Consider the following 20184-nt stretch of genomic DNA (forward strand, 5'->3'; position numbering starts at 1 on the left):
TTGCTTCGTCGTGCCTCCTCGCAATGACGGAGTGAGTAAATTTGCAAAGTATAAAGATCTCTCCGCTACGGTCGAGATGACGGGGTGGTGATGCAGGATTGTCAAATTTTGCAGCTTAGGTCGGGTTCCGTCATCTCGGCTTTATGGAGAGATCTTTGGATATGCCTTCATCGACAAGCAGCTATGTGCCTATGTGGTTAATCAAAGCGGCTTCTCACTAACGCATGGATAAAACGAAGATAAGTAAGAGGTTTCTTCGTCGTGACTCCTCACAATGACGAAATAACTAATCCTCGAATAGGTAACCACTGTATGCTAAACCTTTGGCCACACTCTTAAAGTTATCGCCCGAATTGAGGGTTAAGTGCGGAAATTTGTTTTTAAACAAGTCTTGAATGCTTGCTACCATCGAAGTACCGCCCGTTAAAAACAAACTATCAATCTTTTCTACTTCGATATGATTGGCCGTCATAAATTCCTCAAGGTAGGCGGCAATACGATCTACATCTTTTTTAATGATCTGCTGATAATCGGCCAACGAAACTTCTTCCTCAATATCAATCTCCATTTGATGATAGCTGAACTGAGTTTGCGCTTCGCTCGATAAAGTGATTTTGGTCTGCTCAATGGCTTGAAAAACTGAATAACCCAAGTTATTTTCAATGAGGGTAATCAGGTTTTTGAACTTTCTATCCTTCCCCGAGAAATAATAATAATCATCGATATCCTTTTTAATACGCTGGCCATTAAAAAAGTTCATTTGGTCCCACGAGCAAATATTGGCAAACAATGATTTAGGTACCGTTAATACTTTTCCTGGAGTGGCTTCGTAGGTAGTGTGTTTACCAAAGTAAGGCGTCCCACGTTCCCACATAAAAGCCGAGTCGAAACTATCGCCACCAATGTAAATACCACCCGTAGCCATCATGTCTTTCTTACGGTCTTTGCTTCCCACCTTGTCGGGATCAAGTACCAAATAGGTAAAATCGGTAGTACCGCCGCCCAAATCACCTACCAAAACGTGCTCCTTTTTAGTTAACGTTTTCTCGTAGGCAAAAGCAGCACCAATAGGTTCAAACTGAAAACGCACTTGTGTAAAGCCAGCCATTTCAGCCGCCTTGTTCAATCTGTTTTGCGCCAAAGTATCCTTCTGCACATTATCATCATCAAAAAACACGGGCCTTCCAATAATGGCTTTCTCCACCTCCTGTCCAACAATTTTATCGGCCCTGCCTTTAAGTTCTTTTAAAATAATGGCTACCAAATCCGAAGCGTTGTACCTTCTGTTATGGATACGGGTTTCAGTAAAGCTACTTCTCGATAAGATCTGTTTAATGGACTTGATGAAACGGCCTTTCATGCCATCACTCAAATAAGCGTTAATGGCATCCTCTCCCACCACATAATTTTTCTCGGCTCCTGTGTTTAACTGATGATAAAAGTAAATTAAGGAAGGAATGATGATGGTACTGTGTATTTCTTTCGAATCCTCGTCGTAAATAGCCAAAGCGGAGTTGGTGGTACCAAAGTCGATACCATATAAAAATCGTTTCATGAGATGGGAAGCTAAACCAATAAAATTTTAGGGGCGACGAAGTTATGAAAAAAATTTAATGTAACGATTATTACCAATTCCCTCTCCTTTTCAACGAGTACCTGCTCCGATTCATCGGAAGGATTAGGGAGAGGTTTATAGAAATAGACCCTCTCTGTTCTTCTAACATCTATTGATAGGATGTTATTGCATTTTGGCATCAATGAGCTCGCTGCGCTTCGGTTCTCCCCTTTCGGGAAAGAGAAGTTTTTGGGAAAGTTTTGTACATATTCGATTTCAAACTTATTTGAGTTCGATTACTAAATTCATTATGATTGACCTATAAAACTGATGCTGAACTAAATTTATTCTATAGCTTTCCGCTTCGCTACAGGTCAGCATGACGGAGCATTGATTACCGTCACCCTGACCACGAAGTAGCTGCAAAGCAAATTTAGTTCAGGGTCAGCCATACATTTAAACCAGAAGAAAAATGTAACCATCATTACCAATCCCAGCTACTTCAAACTAAAAGGTTGCCACATTCCATTAGAGAAATGTGACAACGCTATTTTCTGATGAAGCCAATCTACCCAATGTGATAGCTAACTTGATGTGCTTCCCATAGTGTGGGCACCTCTAGCTTATTGGCAAGTTTGTCCAAAATTACTTTAGGCACCACCGCTTCACGATTTTTATTTTGTGAATGTAAATTTTCAAAGGGGACTTCGAGATAAACTATTTTTACACTTGCATAGTAGGTTAAAAATAAACCTATCAATTGCATTCGCATTTGGCTTGTCGTATTAGTGGCATTCCAAATAAAGGGAGCTTGCTTACGCAAAAACACACGTGCTCGAGCCTTAGCTTCTTGAACAATTTGTCCGTTACCTTTTTTATCGTCAGGTGCAATACCTTTTTCTATTCGTAACTCATCTAACGAAATAACTGGCCAATCAGCATAGTTCTTTTTAATGAACGTATCTTTTCCAGCGCCAGGCAAACCACTCAACATTATCACTTCAAATTTAGCTTGCTCAAAAGGGATATAATCTATATAAGCTTCTTCATTTTGGAGATAATATATCTTTGCATCAGGTGAAACGAAATTTCGTGCTTGTCCCCAACAATTATTCTCCTTACAAAACTCTTCGAAACATGATATCCGATATAACATTTCTTCTTGGTCATCACAAACACGGCCTATCATATCGGCTCTAGCCAACAGCGCTAGCCATTCGGTATTCACTTCCATACTCACTTTTGCCAAAGTTTTCAAAGGGTCTGGCTTTTCAAATAACCAAATTGGCAAACCATGATAGCGTACTAAACCCACTATTTGTTCACGCAATTCAAATGGCGTTGGCAACTCCATGTACAACAACCTCCTTGCGAATTGTGCACCTTTACGTGCATGTCCATACGAAGTAATGCTTCCATCCGACTCTAAAACTGTGGTGCTATATTTTTCCACATCGTGTAATAAAGCTGCTGCCCACAATAGTTCTTGTTCTTGCTTACCTAGTTTTTGGAAATCTGTCTGCTCCTGTAACGCTTCTAACACCATTTTTGTATGGATACCTACATTTCCTTCCGCATGATAACGGGAATCCTGAGGGACTTCGCTCATGCGCTTTACCCAATTAAAATGCTGTTCTAAATCGTTCCAATTCTTACTATTATAAATAGTCCACATACCTACCTCCTTCATTTAACAATGGTGCTCTTTTCCATTGTCGTGTCCAATGTTCATTTGTCTTTACATGTCCTTTCCGAACATATTTAAATACATTATCAGCAAAATTTTCAACCAAATAGGCATCTGCATTTCTACTAACGATTCCTTCTATGGTTGATGGTTGCCCATCCTTAACATCATACGGCTCAAAAGCGCCACGTCCTTTTACAAGAGATAACATTTCCTCTTGAAACTGTTGTTGGTTTTTAGGTGTTCCTTCTTTTTTAAGCACAGGAACGGTAGGCAAGTCAAGCAAACCTGCATAAAACTGTGTTTCTTCCCAGCTCAACCAGCGGTCAAATTCTCGAACTGCAAAAACGTAGAAATGATGTTCCAATTGATGATATTCGATGGAGTGTATGGCATATAAATTCTCTCCAAAAATCTCCAAATTACCTAAATCATTTCTGATGGTTTGCCAATAACGTCTAATACTTGCTGTCCAGGGAGAAATAGTTGGTGCTGCGTGTGAACGTGCGAACACACCATGCTTAGATAAGCAGTTATTCTCGCCATCTAATTTCTCTGTATGAATTAAATTGGGAATATGCTGAATTTTCCCCCAATAGTCGTGTGCTATTCTATCATCGCTAGTGGTACCTGGCGAAAAAGGATAGTGATAGGTACGACCATATTTCTGTGATATAGTCATGTGTCAATATTTTAAATTAAAAAAATAGAAAATTGCCTCCTTCCCGAACGGGAAAGACCATTAATAGGTTATGTGTTAGCAATTACATGACTCAATTTCTTTGCGATTGATAGGCAAAGATAAGAGAATAGTTTTGATTTTTAAACCTTTGGTTGGTGTTATCATCAACCACATCAAATTTAACTGGTACGGTGATCGCATCGAACAGAAGAAAGAAGACGAAATCCCATGCAACATTCACTCCTTTTTCCTGTCTATTAAAAAAAGACACTTCATGAGATTAATTTCCCTTCTTTTTACCTGCCTTATTGCGACCACCCACTTATTTGCCCAAACTAATCCTGCTGTCGACGACATCATTAAACGAGAAATGCGGGAAAGAAAAATCCCTGGCTTGCAGGTTGCCGTGGTCAGTAAAGGGAAAATAGTTTTGAATAAATCTTATGGGATTGCCAATGTTCAAGATAGTGTTCCCGTAAGCAACCAATCTATCTTCGCCATCAACTCATGTACCAAAGTTTTTACGGCTGTAGCCGTCATGCAATTGGTTGAACAGGGAAAAATAGACCTATCGAAAACAGTGGCGACGTACCTTGATGACCTACCCGCCGCGTGGTCTACCGTAACCATTAAACAATTGCTCACCCATACTTCTGGTTTACCCGATGGCCTGGGCTTATTGGATGAACGAACAGGCGGAACAGGTAACACTACTGAAGCTACCTTTTGGGAAAAGCTAAAAGTAATGCCTCTTATTTCTACACCTGGCGAAAGATTTAACTATAATCAAACCAATGCCTATTTATTGGCAAAGCTGATCAATAAATTCTCTTCAAAAACATTTCAGGAAGTATTTGATGAGCGCCAATTTCAGCCAGCAGGATTAAAGCATACCGTGTTTGGCGATTCCCGTGATGTGATCCCTCATTTTGCACCCACTTATTTTTACCGCACCCAAATTGACGGACAACCATTAAACACCCCAAAACTCATTAACAATTATTATGAGTTTCCTTATTTCAGGAGAACAGCTTCGGGCCTTAACAGCACTGCCGAAGACATGGCTAAATGGATCATCGCTTTGCAAAGTGGCAAATTATTGAAAGCCAAATCGAGCTTAGACACCATGTGGTCGCAAGGAAAATTTAACAATGGCACAGGCACTCCTTGGACTTTAGGTTGGGGCTTGAACAGGTTTAGGGCCAAACATAAAGCGGTGGGCATGTCGGGCGGCGGAAGAGCGGCCTTTTTGGTTTATCCAGAAGATGACTTGGCGGTTATTGTGCTCACGAACCTTGGAGGAAGCTATCCCGAAGATATGCTAGAAGAGCTGGCGGGATGTTATCACCCAGACATTCCAAAAGCTTCGCCCATTACGTTAATGAAAATTTCGTTAAGGAAGATCGGTTTTGATAAAGCTATTCCTTTTGCCGAAGAACAGAAAAAGAGCAATCCATTATTTATCCCTAATGAGTTTGAAATTAATGAGTGGGGCTACCGCATGATGGCAAATGGCAATTTGAAAGATGCTTCGGAAATATTCAAGTTAAACACCCATCTTTTCCCGCAAAGCGGAAATGCTTTTGATAGCTATGGCGAGGTTTTATTAAGAGCAGGTAAAAAGAGTGAGGCGATTACCATGTACCAAAAATCTATTGCCTTAAGCCCTGATAACGAACATGGGAAAAAAGTACTGGCGGATTTAATGAAGCCATAGTATGTCAACAAAGTATCGCCAATAAACACCTTTATGAAAGACGAACTATTTGCTTAAAAAGCAATTTAACGACAACATAATGCCATGAAGCTGTAGGGGAAAACCCTAAGGGAATTGATCAAATCCTTATGGAAATCATGAAAAACCTTATGGAAATCACAAAATCCCTTATGGAAATCGTAAAAAACCTTATGGAAATCACGAAAAACCTTATGGAAACTGTAAAAAACCTTATGGAAATCGCAAAAAACCATATGGAAATCGTGAAAAACCTTATGGAAATCGTGAAATCCCTAAAGGAAATTGCAAAAAACCTAAGGTTTTTTAGTTGTAAAAACCTGATGTTTCAAAGAAGAAACCTGAGGTTTCTTAGGAAAAACCTGACGTTTCTCGAGAAAAACCTGAGGTTTCTTGGGGAAAACCTGACGTTTCCAATAAGAAACCTGAGGAATAAAAACAGCCTTAACTTGTGGTTTCAACTTGTGGTTGGTGTTATCACCATACCACCCTCCTGCAATAAATGGTTGGTGATAACACCAACCAAAGGCTTAATAGAAACTGACAGGAAAGGCAATACTATGTAACAAGTTTTCCAAACTTATGAAGTTTAAAAACCTCGCAGGGTTTGAAACCTGCGAGGTTTAAAATAAGCCTTACTTAATCCTACCCTGTTCATTCTCCAAGGCCGAACTTCTGTTTCTTGGCCCTTTGGAACTTCCACTACTAAACCTATAACTAAAATTGAGTTTCACCTGTCGAGCTTCAAAATAACTGTAATTGCGAATGTAAAGTCCCTGCACTTGTTGTACAGAACTGGCTTTGGTACCTTTGTAGATGTCACTAAAAATAAGTCTTAAGGTAGCTTTATTGTCCATAAAGTTACGTTGCAAACCTAAATCAACCTGGCTAGTGGCATTTGCGAACTGGTTAGCGCCAGCCAGCTTTCTGGAATTGTAAATTCCCATGATCTCGCCCGTAAGCTGATAAGGGAGTTTAAAGCTTTGCTGCAAATTAAACCTACCCGCCAATTGTTTTAGGTTAAGCTTACGTCCGCCGCCAAAATCAATATCATTATGCAGCCCGAAAAGTGTTCCGTTAAAAGTAATATTCCACCATTTATAGGGTTGCAAAGTTTGCGTTAAAGTAAGGGCCAAATGTTGCTGAATGCCCAGGTTACGTGGCACCATCACAATTTTGGTATCATCTACGGCATCGGTTACCTCTACACTAAACTTATCGGTATAGGTATAGCTCAGTCCTAATATGGTAGCACCTTTATAAGCATATTGCAACAGTACACGATGACTGAGCTGAGGTTCCAAAAAGGGATTTCCTTGCCAATAGGAAAGTTCATCTAACAGATAAATAAAGGGGTTAAGGTTCTGGTAGGCAGGTCGGTCGATCCTGCGGGAATAACTTAAAGAAAAATTATGCGAGGCATTAGGCTTTACTGTTGCGGCAAAGAATGGAAACCAATTGGTATAGTTCCGTTCAGTTACTCTAATGTTGCCAAACACACTGGAAGCTTCATCTAGCTGCCCATTGGAAGCCGTATTTTCTACCCTTAATCCACCTTGTAATTGCCATTTTCCAAAAGTCTTTTGATAGTTGACATAGGCATTGGCTATTTTCTCGCAATAGACAAACCTGTTTGACCTATTGGGATCAATGGTTTCGCCATCGGACTTAATTTCCAGAAACTTCGAATCATTATCGGCCGATACGGAAGAATATTTCAGCCCCGTTTCCAATTTCCCTTTCCACAGCTTAGTCGTGTAGTCAGCCTTTATCGCTCTCAAACCAATATCAATGGCATTTAAGGAACGATATAAATTATCGCTCATCACGGTTTGGTTGCTAGCCGAGTACTTATTGGATTGTAAATTACCTGCACCTTTAGTAAAATCCCCATAATCTGCATCAAAGTTGACGATGGTACCCAAAGTATCTTCGTACCTATAGTTTAAGTTAACGTTATAACGTTGGGTTTGCTGATGGTAATAATCGTTAATAGCGGTAAGGGTTTGGTCAATGGTTGAAGTTTGCGCCTGTCCAATATCCGTTCTGGTATTGGTAATGCCACCGCCAAATAAAAAATTACCGTTTAGCAATATGCCTACCGTATGGTTTTTGTCGATAGCAAAATCGGCCCCCAACCTCGATCCCATTTTCTTACGTTTATCAATATCATCCGTAAAGCTGTTATAAAACTTCCCTTCCTGAATCCTATCGCCACCATACAAATAGGAATAATAACCTATAAAATGGCTGTAGTTCCCGAAAATACTCAGCCTGTTCTTTCTAAAACTCAACGCCAAATCCTGGTTATTTCTGAGGTATACCCCGTAACTCAATCCAGAGGTTAGGCTGGCACTAAAACCCTGCACGTTATTTTTTTGGGTTCGTACATTGATAATGCCCGCAGTACCAGAGGCATCGTACTTGGCACTTGGACTACTAATGATCTCTATCGATTTAATTTCTGAGGCCGACATGGATTTCAGCAGTTCCGCTACCTCTCGGTTAGATAAATAGGTTTGTTTACCGTCAATCAATACCGCGGCGCCCGCCTTTCCGTTCAGGGAAATACTATTATCGGTGCTTACATTTACCCCTGGTGCCCTACCCAATAGCTCAAGCGCATTGGTACCTTGGGCACTGATACTTTTAGAAACATTAAAGATGAGGTTACTGCCATCCATTTCTATGATCTTTTGGCTACCACTTACATTCACTTCCTTCAGGATTTTGGCACTTTGCTTAAGCTTTACTTTTCCAAAAACTTTGGATAACTGGCCCACTGCCACCGAAAAACTGAGTTGGGTGGTTTCATAACCCATAGACGATACTTTGAGCAGGTACAAATGGTTTGCTTTTAAAGGATGCAGCAACTCAAAGGCACCTTGCTCATTGGCAATTACACCATTTACTTGCTTGGCATCTTCAAAAAGCATGATCGTTGCAAAAGGCATTTTACTTCCTTCCACATCAACCACTTCTCCTGTCAAGGTTGTTTTTAAATCATCTTCCTGCTTTTTCAATAAGCGTTCGCTTCCAATAACAATCATGTCTGCCGAGGCCATTTGGTAAAAAAGCTTTTTTGCAGGAAGCACGCTTTCCAATACCTTGGCAACAGGCATACGATCGGCATTTATGGAGACCAACATCGTATCGGAAACCACTTCGTCGCTGTAAACAAAGGTATAGACACATTGCTCCTGAATTTTTTTAAAGAGCAATGGAAGGGAGATACTTTCTTGGCGTAAGCTTAACTTTCGATCTTGACCAAATACAGCAATGCACAGGAAACAGGCAAACGTAAATAGGATAATTTTCTTCATGCCCCTAATCCTTAATCGTCACCAATCTATTGTTGATGGTATAGGTGAACGGATAGGAAAGTTTAAGCGCATCCAAAGCTTGGCGGATGTTCTCGTTGCTAAACGAACCACTAAAACGCTTGTCTTTCAAGGTCTCGCTTTTGATGTCGATTTTCACCTCATATTTCTTTTCCAAACGCAGCGCCAAATCCACTAACTTTTCTTTGTTGAACGTAATGGTATCTATGGTCCAACTAATTTCCTTACTCAAAAGGCTTGGTTGAATGGCCATCACCTGAAAATTATTTTCGCTTTGGGTGATGGTTTGATGCGTGAAAATCAGCTTTTCATTGGGTTTAAGCAACACCTGATGTTTGGCATTTAACCTATCGGTTACAGCAATCGATCCTCTGATCAATGCCACCTCTACTTGTTTGCTCTTTTGATAAGCATTGACATTAAAGGCAGTACCTTTTACTTCAATATCAATATCACCAGCATGGATTAACAAGGGTACTTTGGCGTTTTTTATCACATCAAAATAAGCTTCGCCATCCAAAAATATTTCTCGCTGCTGCTTACCAAAAGCTTGGTTATAGGTGATGGTACTTTGTTTATTTAACCATATACGTGTGCCATCTGGTAGTACTTTAAAAACCTTTTGGTCGGTAGTCGCTAAAGCCTCAAAGTCTTTTTGGCTACGATTTAACCAATAATAACTGAGCAATCCTACACCCAATACCAGCAACAACATGGCGGCTATTTTAAGCAAAGGTGTTGTTAACCAAGGTTGCTTTTTAGTACGATAGTTAAACTGATCAACAGGTGCTCCCTTCTCTGCTTCGGCAATGGTTGCCCAAACTTGTTCTAAAGCTTTAGCATTGGTGTTGGCTTTAGGCTTTTTATTAAAATAGCTTTCTAATTGAACAGCCAGTTGTTGGTAGGCTGGGTTATTTCGAAGTGCTTCATTCAAAAGCGTTTGATCGCTCGTAGAAATTTCTCCAGAGAGCTTTTTGCTGAGCAGTGCGATGAAGATATCTTTTTCCATGTTTTGGTGCTTATATCTAAAGGACAACCTTTTCAAGCAAATTACTTACTGCCCTTAAAGAAATAATAAAGACAGATCTCGAAGCTGTTGTTTCCTTGCCACTTTGGATTGTGGATGGTAGCCTAAATAATCACTCAGCGTTTCAGCCAGTGTTTTTACCGCTTTGTATAATTGGTTTTCTGCCGTTCTTTTGGATATACCAAGGATTTGAGCCACCGCAGCAGTTTTCAGCCCATCTTCTTTGATGAGCTTAAACACCATTCTGCGTTGTTCGGGAAGGGATGCTACCGCCTCATCAAGCAGTTTACGCAGTTCTTTATCTTCTAAAAAGCTCATATGGCCATTACAGATCCCTTCGAAAACAGCACTTTCCTCCTTTTCAGCAAATACATGCTTTCGTTTTTGATGAGAACGCATAAAGTTTAAGCAGGAATTTTTAATGGCAACGTAAAGATAAACCTCGGGATGGAGCACCTTCAAAAGCGTCTCCCGTTTTAGCCAAAGCTTTACAAAAAGCTCCGAAGTAATTTCCTCTGCACTTTCCTGTTGTTTGGTGTATTGTTTAGCAAAGGTGACCAGTTTCGAATAATAATGGTTAAAAAGCATATCAAAAGCGGTTTTGTCCCCCACTTGGATCTCTTTAAACAACGATACGATTTCTATTTCTGGCATTAAAATTAGGTTTCGGGCAATTACACTTGGCTTTATGGTTAATGACACCAAAATAGGAAGATATACTTATCCAAAGATAAAATTTAATGTTTAGGAATGATGTTTTCGAGTAATCAACCTTTATATACGAAAAAATTCGTACAAATTTACTTTTTCATGCAACGAAAGGAAAAACCGTCTCGTCTCTTATAGAAACCAATGTTTATGAACAAAAATTTTCTACAACGTATTTCATCATTTACACTTCCGTTTACCGCGTATATTATCGTGTTATTTTCGATAGGTTGTGCTACTCAAATGGCACATGCCCAAGAAAAAATCAAGTTTAAGGGAATAGTTAAGGACAGCATCAGCCAAGAATCACTCCCTTACGCTAGAGCTAGCTTTCAAAAAATTGCTCCACTTCAGCAAACTCTCATTCATACAGCCTCTGATACCACAGGATTATTGGTGGTAAACTTAGATACTGGTGTTTATCAAGTTACCATACAGCTCGTGGGTTACGGCCAGCTGATTAAAAAGCTTAAAGTTTCGACAACAACAGCGGGAACTCAAGTCTTCTTGCTCCAAGCTGCTGCCAATCAGCTTAAACAAGTTAACGTAGTTGGCAAAAAACCGCTGATTAGCCAACAAAAGGACAAATTGGTTTACGATGTGGAACAAGACGAAGCCGCCAAAGGCGAAAACATTAGCGATGTAATGCGAAGAGTACCCATGCTAAGCGTAGATGGCGAAGGAAATGTACAACTGAATGGACAAACCAACTATAAAGTACTATTGAACGGACGGGAAACTGCCATGTTTGCCCAAAATACCAAGGATGCTTTGAGAGGTTTTCCTGGAGCCGTGGTGGCTAAAATAGAAGTTATTACCTCGCCTTCGGCCAAATATGATGCGGAAGGGATTGGAGGACTGATCAACATCATTACTAAAAAAGCCATTTTTGGCTACAATGGATTTGTAAATGCCTACTATTCTAATATCAATTACCAAACCAGCACCAACTTTAGCGTCAGGACAGGAAAATTTGCCGTTACGGGAACCTATTTTTTAAGTGGAAACTATGACAACAAATCGCAGGTATTTAATGAAACCCTGCCCCTACAACCTGCTACCTACCAAAGACGATTTTTGGAAGGTGACCAGGTCGCCAATCGTTTTTTAAACAACGGTAATCTGGAGATGAGCTATAATATTGACACACTACAAACCATTGTATTGTATGGAAACATTAGCGGTGGCCATAACCGAAGCAAATTGCTGCAAACCATTACTACTGATGTCGCGAACGCAGCACCGCAATTGGATTTCTTTACACAAAACATCCGCAATAGTTTTCCAACCTATGGCATCGGAAGTGATTTTATCAAGAAATTCAAAAGCAATCCCGACAAGGAGCTCAGTTTTAGGTTTAATGGCCTGTTCAGTAAAAACGATGGACTCAATACGAGTTTGATGGACAGGACCAGTAATGATCTTTTCAGAAAGAATGATAACTATTCCAAAAATAAGGAATATACTTTTCAAACCGACTTTATCCAACCTATTGATACCGATTTGAAATTGGAAACGGGCGCTAAGTTTATTTTTAGAGATGCCAATGCAGACTACCTTAGTTTAAGTCGCACCGCCGAAGATCAGCCTTATGAACCCGATGCCTCTAATTCAGATAGCTTTGCCTACAAGCAGCAGGTGTACAGTGCTTACGGTTCGCTGGCATTTTCTTTAAGCAAACTAAATTTCAGGACTGGATTGAGGGCCGAACATACTGAAGTGAACGGAGATTTCTTTAACACCAATACCAAGGTGAAGCAAAGCTATACAACTTTAATCCCCGATTTTTCGATGAATACGCAATTGAGCAAAAGCTACACCATGGTATTTAGTTATACCAAACGCTTGCAACGCCCGTATATCAATACGCTTAATCCTTTTGTAAACAATAACGATCCTTTGAACCTATCTTTTGGTAATCCAGAGCTGGGTGCGCAAACGATCCATAGCCTATCGTGGCAAAACAGGATTTTAAAGGGCATCAATTTTTTCTCTTTTGCACTTAGCGCTTCTTACTCGGGAAATATGATTGCGCAATACACCACCTTTAATGAAGCTTCAGGGATCAGTACCACACAATATGATAATGTGGGCCGAAACAGGGAAATTGCCTCCCTGATCTCCTTCTCTTCTTCTATTAAAAAACTGAGAGGTGGTTTTAACCTGAGTATTCGTTACAATAAAATCGAAAACATGCTGATCGCTAGTCAGCAACAGGAAGGCATTAGCGGAAATTTGGGGGCTTTTTTCTATTTAACGCTTTATAAAACTTTCTCTATCAGCGGCAGCGGTGGCATTAACCGACCGCCTTTCACCTTGGTGAACAGCCAAAAAGCTATCCATTATTACCAGGTTAACTTTGGAGCTAAGTTTTTTAAAGATAAACTTAACGCTACGGTTAACTTTAATAATTTCTTTGCCAAATGGCGAAACAACTACGCTTTTACAGAAGATAGCAACTTTAGTAACCGTCTGCATACACGCACTCCATTTAGGGTTACCTACATCGGTTTTACTTATAATTTCGGTAAACTGAAGGAAAATCTTTCTAAAAAGAGAGGCGTTAAAAACGACGATTTGATTAACTAGCATATTTACACTGCAAGCAAACCTCACAGGTTTTTGAAACCTGCGAGGTTTCTTACAATTAGTAGTAGACTTACGAAGTTTTCGAAACTTCGTAAGTCTTAGCATCGTTGATTAGGTTCTGATTAATAATCCAAATGCCCCAACCATTTAAATGGTGAATAGGTATCGCCAATGCAAGCCTTTACAATTTGGGCACTGGCACGTTCAAAGTTTTCGCTATTGCTTAACAATACTACCGCAATCCCTTTTTCTGGAAAGGCTACTGCATAATTTTGGTTGGCATCACCATGACCTGTATGGAAAAATCCTTTTCCGTAAGGCGATTGAAATAAACCGATGCCTAAACCCCAAGCTAACTTCATGGCATCGTTTTCATGGGTTAAACTATCTCTCAAGCTACCAAAGCCACGTTGGCTGGTTACGGCAATTTGCGACGATAACATTTGTTGGAGGTTTTCTTTGCTTAAGCCTTTACCACTCATTAACTGGATATAGAAACGGGCATAATCGCTAGCAGTGGTAGACATAGAGCCCGCAGCCCTACTGCTTTGTCTTCTCTCGGAACCGTATTTCTTACCATCTTTAAAATAGGCATAAGAGAAATTGCTTTCGAAAGGTTTTTCCCAAATCATGCTGGTACGTTGCATTTGCAATGGCCCAAAAACTTCTTCTTGGGCAATCACTTCAAGTGTTTTCCCAGTATATTCTTCGATCATAAAACCCAACAAGTTGATCCCTTCGTTGGAGTAATAGAATTTTTCACCTGGTTTAGCAATCAAGTTAGTTTTATTACCATATAACTGACGCAATACTGGCAATCCTGAACTGTGAGCCAATAACATTCGAGGGGTAATGCGATTGAATGAAACGGTATCATCTGCCAAATCTTTCCATTTGGGATATTCGCCAATAGGCTTTTTCAAATAGAAATGTACAGGTTGGTCTAATTTGAAGATGCCACGATCAACTAAACGTAGAAAGATATAAGCACTTACTGGTTTGGTTAAAGAAGCAGCATACATGACTGTGCTATCATTTAAAGGTTTCTGGTTTTCGAGATCCTTAGACCCGAAGCTTGAAGTCCATACGGTTTTATTGTTATTGATAATGGCCACCTGCAATCCAGCAATCTTTGCACTATCTACCAAATAAGTAAGTCTTTTTTGTAAGGCTTCGGTGTTTACCGATTGACCGTTGAGTTGTTTTACCTTCGCCGCATTTTGAGCAAACAAAGGAAAAAGGTAAAGTGCGAAAGCAAGCGTAAATAGGTTTTTCATCTTTTAAATTATTTAAGACAAATTTAGGTTGGTATCTGGTTCGTTTCAACGACAAATCCCCGACACCTTCACGTCACTTTGCCCTTTTTGGGGCTTATATGGCATTTATTTTAAAAAAGGGTAAGCTAATGGATAGTAAATGGCTTTTTGATTGATGGACTTAAATAGGTTGATTAAACACATCACCATGGTATAAAAATACACCAATATCGCCAAAGGAAACCCTACTGGAAAATAGAATACCAATAGGAAAATGGCAGGTACAAAAGCAAAGGACATGGTGAGCTGAAAGTTGATGACTTGTTTACCTTGACGATCGTACTCGGGAGATTCATCTTTTTTCAAAAACCACAACACCCCAGGGATAATGATATTGAGAATAGGGAAAAACATGCCTACTAAAGCCGAAGCATGAAACAAGGGGGTTAACGTTGGTGATTTCTGGGGAGCAGTTTGGGTAGGAGCTGCCGTTGGTCCTTCTTCTAAAAGTAGTTCTGTATCTACGTCCAAACAATCGGCTAATAATTTAAGGGTAGCTAAGTGTGCTTCTACCGTACCTTTTTCAATCCGCTGGATGGTGCGGGCACTTACGCCAGAAAGGGCTGACAGTTGTTCTTGACTTAATCCTCTTTTACGGCGATAGATGGCTAACTTGGATGTGGACATACACAAATATAGAAGTTGTTACATAAAATTCGTTCATTAGTTCATTGGTTCACTCGTTTTGAACATCACCACTCCGTCATTGCGAGGAGGAACGACGAAACAATCTCTTGCCTATCTCTTTATAAGCTACTTGAATTAACCACATAGGCACATAGCTATCTGCTATAATAAATTCCCTATGTGTCTATGTGGTTATATTTTCGACAATAACTATTCTTCAGTTTTATAAGTTGTTTGTCGACAAAGGTATATTCTAAGATCTCCCTTAAAGTCGAGATGACGGAACGGCTATCATCAAACCTCGCAGGTTTTTGAAACCTACGAGGTTTAGCTATAGAATCAACAAAAGCCGCAGCTTTTGCTACGGCTTTGTTCCCATTAAATTAATTAATTACTGTACCTGAACGTTAATGAGTTTTAACCATCCTTCAGTGGTGATATCGCCATTTACGGATAGTTTAATGCCTGGCTTGTTGCCGTCTGTAGTGTCAACAATAGCTACTGCCCAAGTATAAGTTCCCGCAGGTACATCTACGTTGGCTTTTAATTCATATTTTGTTGGGGCGCTCTTCATCCAAGTTGATGGCTCGCTCGCTTTATCCAACAAAACTTTCTTTACTGCTCCGCTAGCATCTAATAAGGCAAAAGCTACTTTATATTTAAAGTTCCATTGTGGAATATTGTTAGGGAAATAACCGAAACCCATGTTTCTCCAACGGTGAGTGATGGTGGCTTCGGTACCACTATTCAATTTCTCTGGCAAGTAAACCTGATCAGGATATAAACGATAACCCCCTTCCGATACAAAGCGTTGTACCAAGGTGAAAGATTTGCTGAACCAACTTTCGATATCTCCGATACGGAAATCCATGGTATTTACCGCAGCTTCTAACGAGGCATCAAATTCGCCTTTTCTTACATCTTCAGGATGTCCTTCTCTGTATTTCCCACTTGGATCAGTCCAATAACGGTGCGTGCCGCTGGTAATCCAACCACCTTCCATTAAAATTGGGCGTTTGAAGTTCCAAGCTTTTGCAAAAGCTTTTTCCCAACTTTGGTAGTAATCAGTCATTCCAAAAGCATCCTGACGTAAGCTGTATCCTTTATTGATCATCTTAACCAATAACCTATCAGAATTAGGATTGGCTGATCCCCAACTTACTGGGTCTCCTACTACACGGTGGTAGTTCATGGCCAAAGGAATTTTAGGGAATGTTCTGGTATAAAGATCAGAAATCCAATCCATCACTTCTTCTTTTGCTTCTTCAATTTTAGCGACAGGGGTGTTTAATGCTGGATCAAAATAGATCACGTTGTGCGCCTCGCCCCATTTGCCCAAACCATAAGCATCAATAAATGCGGTTTTCTTTGGATCGTTAAAGTCTTTCGCCAGCTCTTCGATAAATTTAGTGTAATACTGTCTGAAAATTGGATCTTGAGGATATGGCGTTTTACGTGTAGGATAGGCAGCATTCTCCAAGTAAAACTTCGCACCAGCATCAAATACAAACTGAGGGGTATTTAAGCCTTGGTCGCGACCATCTACTACGATACGGAAAGAGATTGGCAAACCTTTGCTTTCTGCTCCTTTGATCATTTTGTAAATGGCGGTACTTGGGTCTCTCCATGCGTAAACCCCGTTGGCTGGGTTAAATGTTGCCCAGCTGGTACGGATATAGCATGCTGATGCGTAATCAATTGCTTTTACTCTCTTGCCCAAATCTGGCACATAATATTCGGTATCCCAATAGCTTGCCAAACCTGATCCAGAACCGTACATCACCCATCCGTTTAAAGGATTACGAAATACTGAGCTCCTGTTGTAATTAGGCTTTACCAGCGTACCCTGGGCTTGAGTTGCCTCATCATCCTTATTCTTTTTACAGGCAAAAACCGAGAGACACATGACCACGGCCAAAGTTTTTAGGCCTGTTATTTTATAGTTTATTTTTTTCATGTTGAGTAACCTTAAATTAGTTTATACTCCAATATTTTAACTTACCATGAACTAGCGTTTTTCTGCTAGGATGGTATTATTTCGTAAATCAAAAACAACAACATTTGTGGTTGCAGGAATGGTGTAATATGAATTACGTTGCGCACTGGTAGTTCCTCCAGCCAGCTCAGTCGTTTTTCCGAGGATCAAGGTAAGTTCCTGAGCAGTTCCCGTACCACTTACTGGTGCAGTAAAGGCATAGGCCAAATTCTTGTTGTTATCTGTACCACCGTATACAATAAACTTGGCTTTTCCAACTCTACCACCAGTATAAACAAGTACTTGCGGATCAGCCAAACTCACTTTACAATCCATTTTAATTGGAGTTCCCCAACTGTTGATTTGTCCATGCATCCATAACTCGGAAACGGTGGTTGTTTGAACCACGCCCCCATCTCCATTCCAGGTTACTACCCTTGGGCTTAATGCTTGTGCCGGCGAATAAATGGTAGCGGTAGCTTTTTGCATGTTTACCACCACACGGTACTGTCCTGCCGTTTCTATTTTCCAGGCAAATTTGGTTTCGCGTATTTTAATGCCTACTGCTTGACCATCTTTAAGTTCGGTATTAGCATCTGCTGAAACGATATAGTTGGTTTCACCATTAAACTCTACTGGAATTTCTAAATCACCTGGTTGTAAATTCAATACGTAAGCATATTGGTTAAGGTTCTCTAAGGTTGCTGGCATTTCAATTTTATTAATGCCCTGAATAGCACTTCCTCCTAAAAACACCTTATCGGCATCAAAAATGACTGCTTTAATAGGGGTAACCACCACTCTTATGGTACGTACTTCTGGGGCTTCGAAAGTAGCGCCACCCTGCCACTCGGCCACTACTCTAAATTCTACGGTAAATGGTTTATTGGCAGGCACACCCCATTTTTCATTTGCCCAGTTCTGTAATTGCTCTGAAGTAAAACTTCTGCTAAATACGCCATCATCTTCATAATTCATGATGGCCGTACCCGCACCGAAATTATTACCAACCACATCTAATTTAGTGGTATAACTCACCATATGGTCGTTTGATTGTGAGCGAGCAGGCAGCCAGTTAAAGGTTAAAATATCTTTGGAAAGATTGTTTTCATCTAAAGTGATGTTTAGTGAAGACGCCTTTAGCTCCATTTTTTCTTGAACTTTCGGAATATCGTTAATCCCCTTTTTACAGGCCGAAATACAAAGCACAAAGCTCATGGCCAATAAAGTTTTATATAAATAGTTCGTTTTCATCTGTTTATTTTTTATTAACAACCATTGGTTAATTGCCATATCCTGGATTTTGAGGGAATGGTGCGCCAGTATTGGCATCTCTAATTACCTGAGGAATTGGCCACAACATATTATTTTCAGTTACTTTACCAGCAACTGCAGGATTATGTGCTTTTATACGGTCTACATACTTTTTGGTACGCACCAAGGTAAAACGTCTGCTTTCTTCACCTACTAATTCACGTATACGTTCATCAAGCAAATAATCCATATCTACCTGTGCTGCAGCAACATCTCCAGCGCCTGCTCTTCTACGTACTTCGTTTATTGCATCAGCAGCTTTACCTGGATTATTTTGTCCCAAATAAGCTTCGGCTAATAATAAATAAGTTTCTGCCAAACGGAACTTCATACGATCTTTATAACTACCCGTTAAAGCTAAATTTTCGGTACGCCCGTAAAAGAACTTAGTAATTGCCGGAAATAAAGTTTTTGTGGTAAACCAAGTTTGCTCGGTTATATTTGCTTTTTTACCAAACAAAGCTGCATCAGCGGAATTGTTGTAGTACCAATCACGTTTAATGTTATAATTTGAATTACGCATATCAGTTGCACTAAAAATACCAGCTACATTTCCTGTTGCATTGGTCCGATTGGTACCTACCCACCATTTCATTGGTACTAATTGTGCAATTCCTCTTCCTCCCAAGGTATCTGCCAAAACAAATCCACTTATAGATGAGTAGTTAGGGATCCAAGCTCGACGGGTCCAGTCATCAGAGTTGGTACCGCCGCCAATGGTATTAAACTGAAATTGCAATACCCAAATACTTTCTCTGTTGCCACTTTTTCTGTTTTGATTGTTTTCTAGAAACATATCGCTAAACACATCACCAGCTTTATCCTTTGCCACACCGAAACGTGTTTTCATTAAGTTATAATAGCCACTGTTGATTACTGCAAGTGCCGCCTGCTCTGCCGCTGGGTAGTCGCCCTGTAAGAGATAGATTTCGCTTAACAAATGGCTAGCAGCCCATTTTGTCAGCTTACCTTCCTTAAAATCTGTAACATCTGGATTGGTTGGCAAGTTGGCTACCGCAAATTTTAGGTCATCCACCATGTGTGCAATCACTTCTGCTTTTGGTGTGCGGGTAAAGTTCAGCTTAAAATCGTAAAGAATAGTTTCTACGTAAGGTACATCGCCATAAAGATAGGTCAAAGTACGGTAAGCATAAGCCCTAAAGAAACGTGCTTCAGCTTGAAAACGAAGTTTATCTGTAGGTGAATCCCAATTGGTATTCTTCTCTGAATACACCAACATTAAGTTTGCCGACGAGATTAAGCTGTAAGCCCAATTCCAGTAGCTTAACGCAAATCTTTCCGTAGGGGTGATCGTTAGGGTAGCATGTGCGGTTAGTGAACCATCGCTGTTGATTACATCCGCAATATCTGTGGCTGCCTGTAACGATTCGTATGGTGTTGCTGCGTTATGTATAAAAGCTCCACCTTCGCCAAAAGTATTGTATTCAGATCGGGTTAATGAATATAAACCTGCACTACCTACTTCAAAACCGTAGGTACTGGTATAAGTATTAGATGGTGCCAGTTCAGTTTTCAAGTCTTCTTCTAAAAACTTTTTACAGCCACCTAATGAGATCAATATGATAAGTGCTAGACTTGTTTTGATAAAATTTTTCATTTTCGTGTGG

Annotated in this window: 14 protein-coding genes; 3 read left to right on the plus strand and 11 right to left on the minus strand. The window is 40.1% G+C overall.

The window, feature by feature from the left end; translation table 11 throughout:
- Nucleotides 1-286: 286 nt before the first annotated feature.
- The 3 genes from DUT70_RS18735 to DUT70_RS18745 all read right to left on the minus strand — a co-directional run bounded on the left by DUT70_RS18735 (nucleotide 287) and on the right by DUT70_RS18745 (nucleotide 3924).
- The gene (locus tag DUT70_RS18735; RefSeq protein ID WP_113648905.1) at nucleotides 287-1555 is read right to left on the minus strand and encodes an Hsp70 family protein; all 1269 of its coding nucleotides are present in this window, start codon (nucleotides 1553-1555) and stop codon (nucleotides 287-289) included.
- A gap of 568 nt (nucleotides 1556-2123) precedes the next feature.
- Complete coding sequence (locus tag DUT70_RS18740; protein ID WP_240432194.1) at nucleotides 2124-3245, minus strand: AAA family ATPase; 1122 nt, start codon at nucleotides 3243-3245, stop codon at nucleotides 2124-2126.
- A complete protein-coding gene (locus DUT70_RS18745) occupies nucleotides 3214-3924 on the minus strand; it encodes an RNA ligase family protein (protein ID WP_113648907.1) in 711 nt (236 codons plus the stop codon). Before DUT70_RS18745 ends, DUT70_RS18740 begins: the two co-directional genes overlap by 32 nt.
- 274 nt (nucleotides 3925-4198) lie before the next feature.
- Between DUT70_RS18745 and DUT70_RS18750 the strand changes: the two genes are divergently transcribed.
- Nucleotides 4199-5641, plus strand: a complete 1443-nt coding sequence (locus DUT70_RS18750) for a serine hydrolase (protein WP_113649075.1) — start codon at nucleotides 4199-4201, stop codon at nucleotides 5639-5641.
- Between the two features lie 128 nt (nucleotides 5642-5769).
- Entirely contained in the window at nucleotides 5770-6225 is a 456-nt protein-coding gene (locus tag DUT70_RS21240) for a hypothetical protein (RefSeq protein WP_162926667.1), read from the plus strand.
- Between the two features lie 69 nt (nucleotides 6226-6294).
- On the opposite strand, the gene DUT70_RS18760 is transcribed toward DUT70_RS21240, so the two are convergent.
- The 3 genes from DUT70_RS18760 to DUT70_RS18770 are packed head-to-tail and all read right to left on the minus strand — an operon-like array spanning nucleotide 6295 to nucleotide 10681.
- On the minus strand, nucleotides 6295-8982 hold the full coding sequence (locus tag DUT70_RS18760; protein ID WP_113648909.1) for an outer membrane beta-barrel protein: 2688 nt from the start codon (nucleotides 8980-8982) through the stop codon (nucleotides 6295-6297).
- A 4-nt stretch (nucleotides 8983-8986) separates the two neighbouring features.
- Nucleotides 8987-10009: a FecR family protein gene (locus tag DUT70_RS18765; RefSeq protein WP_113648910.1), complete on the minus strand. Its 1023-nt coding sequence runs from the start codon at nucleotides 10007-10009 to the stop codon at nucleotides 8987-8989.
- A gap of 54 nt (nucleotides 10010-10063) precedes the next feature.
- Nucleotides 10064-10681, minus strand: a complete 618-nt coding sequence (locus tag DUT70_RS18770) for an RNA polymerase sigma-70 factor (RefSeq protein WP_113648911.1) — start codon at nucleotides 10679-10681, stop codon at nucleotides 10064-10066.
- Nucleotides 10682-10885: 204 nt separating this feature from the next.
- Here DUT70_RS18770 and DUT70_RS18775 point away from each other — a divergent pair, with 204 nt between their 5' ends.
- Complete coding sequence (locus DUT70_RS18775) at nucleotides 10886-13324, plus strand: outer membrane beta-barrel protein (RefSeq protein WP_162926668.1); 2439 nt, start codon at nucleotides 10886-10888, stop codon at nucleotides 13322-13324.
- 122 nt (nucleotides 13325-13446) lie between these two features.
- Here DUT70_RS18775 and DUT70_RS18780 read toward each other — a convergent pair whose 3' ends face one another.
- From DUT70_RS18780 to DUT70_RS18800, 5 genes are all read right to left on the minus strand, one after another.
- The gene (locus DUT70_RS18780; protein ID WP_113648913.1) at nucleotides 13447-14601 is read right to left on the minus strand and encodes a serine hydrolase domain-containing protein; all 1155 of its coding nucleotides are present in this window, start codon (nucleotides 14599-14601) and stop codon (nucleotides 13447-13449) included.
- A gap of 105 nt (nucleotides 14602-14706) precedes the next feature.
- Nucleotides 14707-15267: a helix-turn-helix domain-containing protein gene (locus tag DUT70_RS18785; RefSeq protein ID WP_113648914.1), complete on the minus strand. Its 561-nt coding sequence runs from the start codon at nucleotides 15265-15267 to the stop codon at nucleotides 14707-14709.
- A 391-nt stretch (nucleotides 15268-15658) separates the two neighbouring features.
- Nucleotides 15659-17224, minus strand: coding sequence for a DUF4832 domain-containing protein (locus DUT70_RS18790; protein WP_240432195.1), 1566 nt, complete (start codon nucleotides 17222-17224; stop codon nucleotides 15659-15661).
- A gap of 51 nt (nucleotides 17225-17275) precedes the next feature.
- Nucleotides 17276-18496, minus strand: coding sequence for a SusE domain-containing protein (locus tag DUT70_RS18795; protein ID WP_205529840.1), 1221 nt, complete (start codon nucleotides 18494-18496; stop codon nucleotides 17276-17278).
- A gap of 28 nt (nucleotides 18497-18524) precedes the next feature.
- A complete protein-coding gene (locus DUT70_RS18800) occupies nucleotides 18525-20174 on the minus strand; it encodes a RagB/SusD family nutrient uptake outer membrane protein (protein ID WP_113648915.1) in 1650 nt (549 codons plus the stop codon).
- Between the last annotated feature and the right edge of the window lie 10 nt (nucleotides 20175-20184).

The organism is Pedobacter chitinilyticus, from assembly GCF_003313385.1.
GTDB lineage: Bacteria > Bacteroidota > Bacteroidia > Sphingobacteriales > Sphingobacteriaceae > Pedobacter > Pedobacter chitinilyticus.

Excerpts from the sequence above, each read along its gene's own strand:
- DUT70_RS18735 (WP_113648905.1), bottom strand. The coding sequence starts at position 1,555 with ATGAAACGATTTTTATATGGTATCGACTTTGGTACCACCAACTCCGCT.
- DUT70_RS18780 (WP_113648913.1), bottom strand. The coding sequence starts at position 14,601 with ATGAAAAACCTATTTACGCTTGCTTTCGCACTTTACCTTTTTCCTTTG.
- DUT70_RS18765 (WP_113648910.1), bottom strand. The coding sequence starts at position 10,009 with ATGGAAAAAGATATCTTCATCGCACTGCTCAGCAAAAAGCTCTCTGGA.
- DUT70_RS18800 (WP_113648915.1), bottom strand. The coding sequence starts at position 20,174 with ATGAAAAATTTTATCAAAACAAGTCTAGCACTTATCATATTGATCTCA.
- DUT70_RS21240 (WP_162926667.1), top strand. The coding sequence starts at position 5,770 with ATGGAAATCATGAAAAACCTTATGGAAATCACAAAATCCCTTATGGAA.
- DUT70_RS18775 (WP_162926668.1), top strand. The coding sequence starts at position 10,886 with ATGAACAAAAATTTTCTACAACGTATTTCATCATTTACACTTCCGTTT.
- DUT70_RS18785 (WP_113648914.1), bottom strand. The coding sequence starts at position 15,267 with ATGTCCACATCCAAGTTAGCCATCTATCGCCGTAAAAGAGGATTAAGT.
- DUT70_RS18790 (WP_240432195.1), bottom strand. The coding sequence starts at position 17,224 with ATGAAAAAAATAAACTATAAAATAACAGGCCTAAAAACTTTGGCCGTG.
- DUT70_RS18745 (WP_113648907.1), bottom strand. The coding sequence starts at position 3,924 with ATGACTATATCACAGAAATATGGTCGTACCTATCACTATCCTTTTTCG.
- DUT70_RS18760 (WP_113648909.1), bottom strand. The coding sequence starts at position 8,982 with ATGAAGAAAATTATCCTATTTACGTTTGCCTGTTTCCTGTGCATTGCT.
- DUT70_RS18795 (WP_205529840.1), bottom strand. The coding sequence starts at position 18,496 with ATGAAAACGAACTATTTATATAAAACTTTATTGGCCATGAGCTTTGTG.
- DUT70_RS18740 (WP_240432194.1), bottom strand. The coding sequence starts at position 3,245 with ATGAAGGAGGTAGGTATGTGGACTATTTATAATAGTAAGAATTGGAAC.
- DUT70_RS18750 (WP_113649075.1), top strand. The coding sequence starts at position 4,199 with ATGAGATTAATTTCCCTTCTTTTTACCTGCCTTATTGCGACCACCCAC.
- DUT70_RS18770 (WP_113648911.1), bottom strand. The coding sequence starts at position 10,681 with ATGCCAGAAATAGAAATCGTATCGTTGTTTAAAGAGATCCAAGTGGGG.